The sequence below is a fragment of the Hymenobacter endophyticus genome, from assembly GCF_032464715.1.
Classification (GTDB): domain Bacteria; phylum Bacteroidota; class Bacteroidia; order Cytophagales; family Hymenobacteraceae; genus Hymenobacter; species Hymenobacter endophyticus.
In genome coordinates this window covers 197,635-205,731 of sequence record NZ_JAWDJT010000015.1, presented here as the reverse complement: position 1 = coordinate 205,731, position 8,097 = coordinate 197,635, and the positions used below count along the sequence as shown (strand labels likewise).

Sequence of the window (8,097 nt, the reverse complement as noted above, 5' to 3'; positions counted from 1 at the left end):
CTGCACTACTCAAAAGGGGTAGTACACGTTCTTTGACATACAGGGTTAACAAAGAGAAACAAACGAGTAACAAAACGAGACGCTATGCCTTTGTGCGTAGCCCTTGTTGCCGGCTTTGTCTACGGGCAAAGCCTCTACAGAAGTAGAAAAGGGCACACGGGGGATGCCTAGGCTCTCAGAGGCGATGAAGGACGTGATAAGCTGCGAAAAGGCGAGGGGATGGGCACATACCAGGTGATCCTCGCATATCCGAATGGGGCAACCCCCTATCTTGAAGAGATAGGATCTTTTATCTATAGGATGAAAGAGGCAAACCCGGGGAACTGAAACATCTAAGTACCCGGAGGAACAGAAAATAACATATGATTCCCCCAGTAGTGGCGAGCGAACGGGGAGGAGCCCAAACCGGGTTGGTTACGGCCAGCGCGGGGTTGTAGGACCTCAGCATCTGATTATTCTACTTTAGCCGAACGACGTGGGAAAGTCGATCAAAGAGGGTGAGAATCCCGTAGGCGAGCTGGTAGAGTACGGTAGAGGATTCCTGAGTAGGGCGGGGCCGGAGAAACCCCGTCTGAATCCAGCGGCACCATCCGCTAAGGCTACATACTCCTGAGAGACCGATAGTGAACTAGTACCGTGAGGGAAAGGTGAAAAGAACCGGGAATACCGGAGTGAAAAGAACCTGAAACCGTGTGCTTACAAGCAGTTAGAGCCCTTTTGTGGGGTGATAGCGTGCCTTTTGCATAATGAGCCTACGAGTTACTCCTCTCTGGCAAGGTTAAAGGTGTGAACACCTGGAGCCGCAGCGAAAGCGAGTCTGAATAGGGCGCAGAGTCAGAGGGGGTAGACGCGAAACTTTGTGATCTACCCATGAGCAGGTTGAAGGTTGGGTAACACCAACTGGAGGACCGAACCAGTTTCCGTTGAAAAGGATTTGGATGACTTGTGGGTAGGGGTGAAAGGCCAATCAAACTGAGAAATAGCTCGTACTCCCCGAAATGTATTTAGGTACAGCGTCGAGGTGGAGTCAGCGGGAGGTAGAGCTACCGATAGGACTAGGGGGTGTCACAGCCTACCGAATCCTGACGAACTCCGAATGCCCGTTGATATACTCGGCAGTGAGGCTTGGGGTGCTAAGGTCCCAGGCCGAGAGGGAAAGAACCCAGACCATCCGCTAAGGTCCCTAAATTCGGACTAAGTTGAACAAAGGAGGTCCACTTGCTTTGACAGCCAGGAGGTTGGCTTGGAAGCAGCCATTCCTTTAAAGAGTGCGTAACAGCTCACTGGTCGAGCGAGAGGGCATCGATAATACACGGGCATCAAGTCCGGTACCGAAGCGATGGATTTAGCTTTAAGTAGCTAAGTGGTAGGGGAGCATTCTGGTCAGCGGTGAAGGTGCGTCGTCAGGCGAGCTGGAGCGGCCAGAAAAGCAAATGTAGGCATGAGTAACGATAAGGCGGGTGAGAAACCCGCCCCCCGATAGACTAAGGTTTCCTGCTCAACGCTAATCGGAGCAGGGTTAGTCGGGACCTAAGGCTACGCCGAGAGGCTACGTCGATGGACAGCTGGTTGATATTCCAGCACCTAGGATGTGGAGTGATGCAGTGACGCAGAAGTGAAAGCACCGCGGGCGGACGGAAGTGCCCGTTAAAGTGTGTAGGTATAAGGAGGGTAGTCAAGTACGCCCATCTTGCTGAAACATGATAGTACCTAGCGGCCTCGGCCAATGGGATAGTGTGCCTAATCAGACTGCCAAGAAAACCTGCTAAGCGTTTACTACATTCTAGCCCGTACCGCAAACCGACACAGGTAGTCAAGGAGAGTATCCTGAGGGGCTCGAGTGAATCATGGCCAAGGAACTCGGCAAAATGGTCCTGTAACTTCGGGAGAAGGGACGCTTCCTTGCAGCAATGTAAGAAGCCGCAGTGAAAAGGCCCAGGCGACTGTTTAACAAAAACACATGGCTTTGCGAACGCGTAAGCGGAAGTATAAGGCCTGACACCTGCCCGGTGCCGGAAGGTTAAGAGGGGAACTTAGTCGCAAGGCGAAGGTTTGAATCGAAGCCCCGGTAAACGGCGGCCGTAACTATAACGGTCCTAAGGTAGCGAAATTCCTTGTCGGGTAAGTTCCGACCTGCACGAATGGTGTAACGATCTGGGCGCTGTCTCAGCCATGAGCTCGGTGAAATTGTAGTCTCGGTGAAGATGCCGAGTACCCGCCACGGGACGGAAAGACCCCGTGCACCTTTACTATAGGTTGACATTGCTGCTGGACAACACATGTGTAGGATAGGTGGGAGACTGTGAACCCGGGCCGCTAGGTCTGGGGGAGTCAACGTTGAAATACCACCCTTGTGTTGTTTGGCACCTAATCTGGCAACGGAAACAGTGTCTGCTGGGTAGTTTGACTGGGGTGGTCGCCTCCAAAAAAGTATCGGAGGCTTTCAAAGGTCTGCTCAATCCGCTTGGTAACCGGATGTAGAGCGCAATAGCAGAAGCAGGCTTGACTGTGAGGCCTACAAGCCGAGCAGGGTCGAAAGACGGATATAGTGATCCGGTGGTTCCGCATGGAAGGGCCATCGCTCAAAGGATAAAAGGTACGCCGGGGATAACAGGCTGATCTCCCCCAAGAGCTCATATCGACGGGGAGGTTTGGCACCTCGATGTCGGCTCGTCACGTCCTGGGGCTGGAGAAGGTCCCAAGGGTTCGGCTGTTCGCCGATTAAAGTGGCACGCGAGCTGGGTTCAGAACGTCGTGAGACAGTTCGGTCCCTATCTGTGGTGGGCGTGGGATATTTGACAGGACCTGACTTTAGTACGAGAGGACCGAGTTGGACCAGCCGCTCGTGCACCGGTTGTGACGCCAGTTGCAGCGCCGGGTAGCGACGCTGGGATGAGATAAGCGCTGAAAGCATCTAAGTGCGAAACTCACCTGAAGATGAGATATCCGATTGAAGAGTCGTGGGAGACGACCACGTTGATAGGCGGTAGGTGTAGAGCGCGAAATCGCACAGCCGAGCCGTACTAAGGACTCGAACACTTCTGTTGGAAATAGGCACTACTGCTCGCTTGTTTTTCTTTGCCCTGTATGTCGGATACGACAGCCGCCCGGTGCGTGAGCACGCCCCGGATCCTCGGCTGACTTGATAATGGTGGCTTTAGCCCGGGTGTACTGCCTTCACCGGTGGGAGAGTCGGTCGCCGCCAACCTTATCAATCCACCAGCCCCGCTGCGTTCCTTGTGTCCCTGGTGACCGGAATGCGCGGGGCTGTTGTGCGTTTACCGGCCCCCGTGGGCCCCCGCCGATGGGCCGGGCCGCGCCCCGGGCCGGCTCTTTCCAGTGCTCACCGTTGATTGCTGCTGCTCCCGGGCCCCACCTTGCGTCTGTGCTGTGGCTCCTCCCCGCTGGGGGTGGGGCGGGGCACTACTGTATATCTGTGGGGTGCGTCGTTCCCTGCCTCTGCTGGGTAGCTTGAATAATTACTTCGTTAAATGAGATGCAAGTAAGTGCTTGTACTTCTGACTGAGGGGCGCTTTAGCTTCGATAGGTACTGTTTCTAAAGTCTTGAGAAATACTGCGTAATTCTCTAACTGCAAGCCAAGCTCTATTTCAGAGCTTGGCTTTTGTATTGTAATCTGATGAAGATATTGCTGCCAATTCTACTAAGAGGCTTCTACCTGACTTGCGCAACCTGTTAACTCCAATTTGTGTTTATCTTGACTTACTAAACAATTGGCATGGCATTCACGCATCCTGGGTTTCTAATTGGATTACTTGGCATAGGAATTCCTATCATTATTCATCTGTTTGAACTGCGCCGTCCGCAACGGGTATTATTTTCCAATGTGGAGTTCATTAAGCAGGTGCAGTTAGTAACGGCCCGGCAGCGTAAGCTGAAGCATCTTCTGATTCTGATTTGTCGGGTTTTTTTGGTTAGCTGCTTGGTGCTGGTTTTCGCACAGCCTTACATACCGGCACCGGAGTCAAGTGCAATGATGACTTCTTCTGTGCAGGTAGTAGTAGATGCTTCACCGAGTATGCAGCAGCAAGGTGAGAATGATCAGATCCTGCTGGAGCAAGCGGTTCTACAAGCTACTGAGCTTCCCTTAGCTTTTCCTCCTGCGGCCCGCTTCTGGTTATGGCCAGGTAACAAGGAACCGCTCAGCGGAGCAGCTTACCGGGAAGCAGTTGAGCAAGTGCAGATAGATGGACAATCAGAGCCAGTAGGGGTACTTTTACGGCAGGCACAAGCACAGCGGGGCGGGCAGTCAGGTCCTTTATTCGTGTTTTCCGATTTTCAGAAAAGTAATTTTTCGTCTAGCTCATTTGCCGCTTTGGACTCGGCGCAACGGATATTTCTAGTGCCATTAGCTGCCAAGTATCAAGCCAATGTGTTTGTGGATAGTGTATGGGTGGATGATGCATTTATCCGTCAGGGAGCAGATGTGACGTTGTATATCCGGTTGAAAAACGGAGGCCAGGAACCAGCTGTTACCTGCGGAGTTAAACTTCTACTTGGGAGTCAGCAGGCCGCGGCTTTTCAAGCAACAGTTCCGGCTGGACAAACTACGGTAACACAGGTGCGCATTCGACTGCAAAGTGCTGAAGCCCAATTGGCGCAGATACAGCTTGACGATTACCCGGTTGATTTTGACAATACCTATTATTTCACGCTGCAACCAGCGGCGCAAATCAGGGTAGTGGAGTTGAGCGAAACGGCCGTATTGGACCGTTTATATGCCAACGAGCCGCTATTTGCGTATCAGCACTTTACCAGCCGGCAAGTCAATTATCAGGATATAAATTCTGCTAACCTGCTGATAATGCGTGAGCTGACAAGCCTAAGTGCCGGCTTGCGTGATAATTTGCGAAGAGCAGTGCAGCAAGGTGCTACACTTGTAATAGTACCCCCGGCAGCAACAAACGAGCGAGAAGCGTATACGCAGTTCTTCCGGGCTTTGGGAGTAGGGCCTATGCAATGGCAGCCGGCGGTGCAGCAGGCACCAGTGCTGCAACAAGTAGCAGCACCAGATGCTCAAAATACTTTCTTTAAGGATGTGTTTGCTGGCATAAACGTACGGGCGGGTATGCCGAAAGCGGCGCCTGTGTTGCGGTGGTCCCGCTCGGGGACTGATGTGCTGCGCATGCGGGACGGGGATAACTACCTGTCAGGTTTTCCGAGTGGGGCGGGTAGCGTGTATGTTTTTGCAGCGCCATTTAGCGAGCAGTATTCCGATTTTGCCCGGCACCCCCTGTTTGTGCCAGTAATGTATCGGTTAGGGATGTTGAGTTACCAGCAAGAGCATCAGCCGGCCTACCGGCTTACCCAAGCAAGCATACGGTTGAAGTTGCCTAAGAGTACGAGCCGGCGTAGCACAGAAACCGTGTACCAGTTGGTGCAGGACAGCATACGGGTTATTCCGGGGCAGCAAGAGCAAGGCGGTAGCCTGCGGTTGGATGTGCCAGCAGCACTGCGGCTACCTGGTTTTTACCGGTTGGAGCGAGGGGGGGAAGTTGTGACTACTCTAGCTTTCAATGTCGACAAGCGCGAATCGGATTTGCGTAGCTACACGGCGGCAGAGTTGCGGCAGATGCTTGGAAATAAGTATCCTAATGTGCAGGTATACGAGGCCAATGCAGGACAAACAATAGCGGGTCGGTACAAGGCTACCCAAGTGGGTACGCCATTATGGCGCTACTTTGTGTGGGGTGCCTTGGCCTGTTTACTACTAGAAGGAATGCTGTTACGCTGGCCCCGGCGGCAGACTGTGCCGGCCGCAGCTGCGGCATAGGTTTGCTGCTCAGGTAAGTCTGGTAGCGCACCCGGAGCTAGGTTAGGCCCGTGGAATGAGCGGGGCGCGGCGTATCTTGTGGGCTCATTTGCTGCTTACCGTGGAATCAACTCTCTCTCATCCCAGACCTCTATTGCGCACCGCTGTCTTGTGCGGAACAGTGGCCGGCTTTATGTGCATCTGTTGGGTGCTATTCCTTTATCTGACGGATAACAACCCGTACGGACCAAAGCGTACTCTGGCAGACTTTTTTACGCCTATTGCGGCCGTAAGCGCCCAACTACTTCTGCGTAGGTATTATGTACCGGAGGGGCCGGGGCTATGGCGCTCTGTTGCAGCGGGAGTGCTCACAGCAGTGGTAACGGCGGCCGTAGCAGCGGCGGGCATGTATGTGTTTTCGCGCCTGACTGGTTCAGCATTAATTGCAGAGCACCTGGTAGAAGCCAAAAAAATGTTGGAGGCTTCTAAAGCCCTCTACACTAAAGAGGCCAATGGGCTGCAGCAGTATCAAGCCACGCTGCGCAACCTGGCTACCACGGCTGCTGAGTTTGCGCAGGATGAATTTGTTAAAAAACTGCTGCTGGGCGTTGTATTGAGCATTCCTGGGGGCGTGTTTCTGCGGAAATAGCATACCTTCCCGTATCCGTTCATCTAACCTCACTTCTGCGCTATGCAACCTACCGCTACCACTTCACCCGTCACTCCTGTATCAGCTGGTCTGCGTTATGGACTGCTAGTAGGCATTGTTACTAGTATTTACTCCTTTCTACTGAAGGTGGCAGACTTGGAGCAGAAGCCTATGATGGGCTTGCTCACGTTTGCTATCCTGATTGTTGGTATTATCCTAGCGCATAAATTCTACAAACAGCACAATGCGGGTTTCATGAGCTACGCCCAAGGTTTGGGTATTGCCACTATTGCTGGTGCGGTTATTGGCGCATTAAGTGGTGTCTTTAACTACCTCTACGTCAATTTTATTGACACTGAATACGTGCAGCGTACCCTGGATGCCAGCCGCGCTAAGTTAGAAGCCGATGGCAACATGAGTGAGGAGCAAATAGAGCAAGCAATACAATGGACGGAAAAGTTAATGCCTACGGGGCCACTCAGCATTGTGTGGGCCATTATTGCCACCGCTTTTTTTGGTTTCTTACTGTCGCTGGTTATTTCTGCCTTCACTAAACATACCCGTCCTGAGTTTGAGTAAGCGTCTTTCGCAGCATTTTCCGGTTGAGCTGTCCATTGTCATTCCCCTGCTCAACGAAGCCGAGTCGTTGCCGGAACTCACCCGTTGGATCAACCGCGTGCTGGCCCAGCATGGGCTGACGTATGAGGTTCTGTTGATTGACGATGGCTCGACGGATGACTCCTGGGAGGTAATTGAGCAGTTGGCCGCTGCCGATACGCATCTGCGCGGTATCCGCTTCAACCGTAACTACGGCAAGTCGGCGGCCCTGAACGTGGGGTTTAAGGAAACCACGGGCCGGGTGGTGTGCACCATGGATGCCGACTTGCAGGACTCGCCGGAGGAACTGCCAGAACTCTACCGCATGATCACCCACGACGGCCTCGACCTGGTAAGCGGCTGGAAGAAGAAGCGCTACGATCCGCTCAGTAAAACCATTCCTACCAAGTTATTCAACGGCGTTACGCGCTGGATTTCGGGCATTCACCTGCATGATTTCAACTGTGGCCTGAAAGCCTACGACAGCCGGGTGGTGAAAAGCATCGAGGTGTACGGGGAAATGCACCGCTACATCCCCGTTATTGCCAAGTGGGCCGGGTTCCGGCGCATCGGTGAGAAGGTGGTGCAGCATCAGGAGCGTAAGTATGGTACCACCAAGTTTGGGCTGGAGCGGTTCGTGTACGGCTTTCTGGATTTGATGAGCATTACGTTCGTGAGCCGGTTCCGGCGGCGGCCCATGCACTTCTTCGGGGCCTTGGGCTCGGTGTCGTTTCTGATTGGAATGCTGATTACGCTGTGGTTGGTGGGAGAGAAGGTGTGGCACTCCTGGATTATGAACCTCGCCACCCGCGACGTTACGGCTCAACCCCTGTTCTTCCTGGCTTTGGTGGCCGTGGTGGTAGGCGTGCAGCTGTTCCTGGCGGGTTTTCTGGCCGAAATGGTGCAGCTCAACGGTGCCCACCGCAACGACTACCTCGTGAAGGAGCGGCTGAACTTGAAGTAACCAATCAACGACAACAGAACGTCATGCTGAGCTTGCCGAAGCATCTCTACCAAGGCTAATCAAACAGTTAGCATTGCGGTAGAGATGCTTCGGCAAGCTCAGCATGACGTTCTTCT

General features: G+C 53.3%; 4 protein-coding genes and 1 rRNA gene. All 5 read left to right on the top strand.

What is annotated here, in order from left to right:
- The first annotated feature begins 136 nt into the window (after positions 1-136).
- Positions 137-3,047, top strand: a 23S ribosomal RNA gene (locus ROI90_RS19175).
- Positions 3,048-3,737: 690 nt separating this feature from the next.
- The gene (locus tag ROI90_RS19170) at positions 3,738-5,792 is read left to right on the top strand and encodes a BatA domain-containing protein (RefSeq protein WP_315999897.1); all 2,055 of its coding nucleotides are present in this window, start codon (positions 3,738-3,740) and stop codon (positions 5,790-5,792) included.
- 55 nt (positions 5,793-5,847) lie between these two features.
- Positions 5,848-6,420 (top strand): DUF4199 domain-containing protein, encoded by a 573-nt coding sequence (locus ROI90_RS19165; RefSeq protein WP_315999896.1) that lies wholly within the window; start codon positions 5,848-5,850, stop codon positions 6,418-6,420.
- Between the two features lie 42 nt (positions 6,421-6,462).
- Positions 6,463-6,999, top strand: coding sequence for a DUF4199 domain-containing protein (locus ROI90_RS19160; RefSeq protein ID WP_315999895.1), 537 nt, complete (start codon positions 6,463-6,465; stop codon positions 6,997-6,999).
- Positions 6,992-7,981, top strand: a complete 990-nt coding sequence (locus tag ROI90_RS19155) for a glycosyltransferase family 2 protein (RefSeq protein ID WP_315999894.1) — start codon at positions 6,992-6,994, stop codon at positions 7,979-7,981. The genes ROI90_RS19160 and ROI90_RS19155 overlap by 8 nt, the downstream gene beginning before the upstream one ends.
- Positions 7,982-8,097 lie beyond the last annotated feature (116 nt).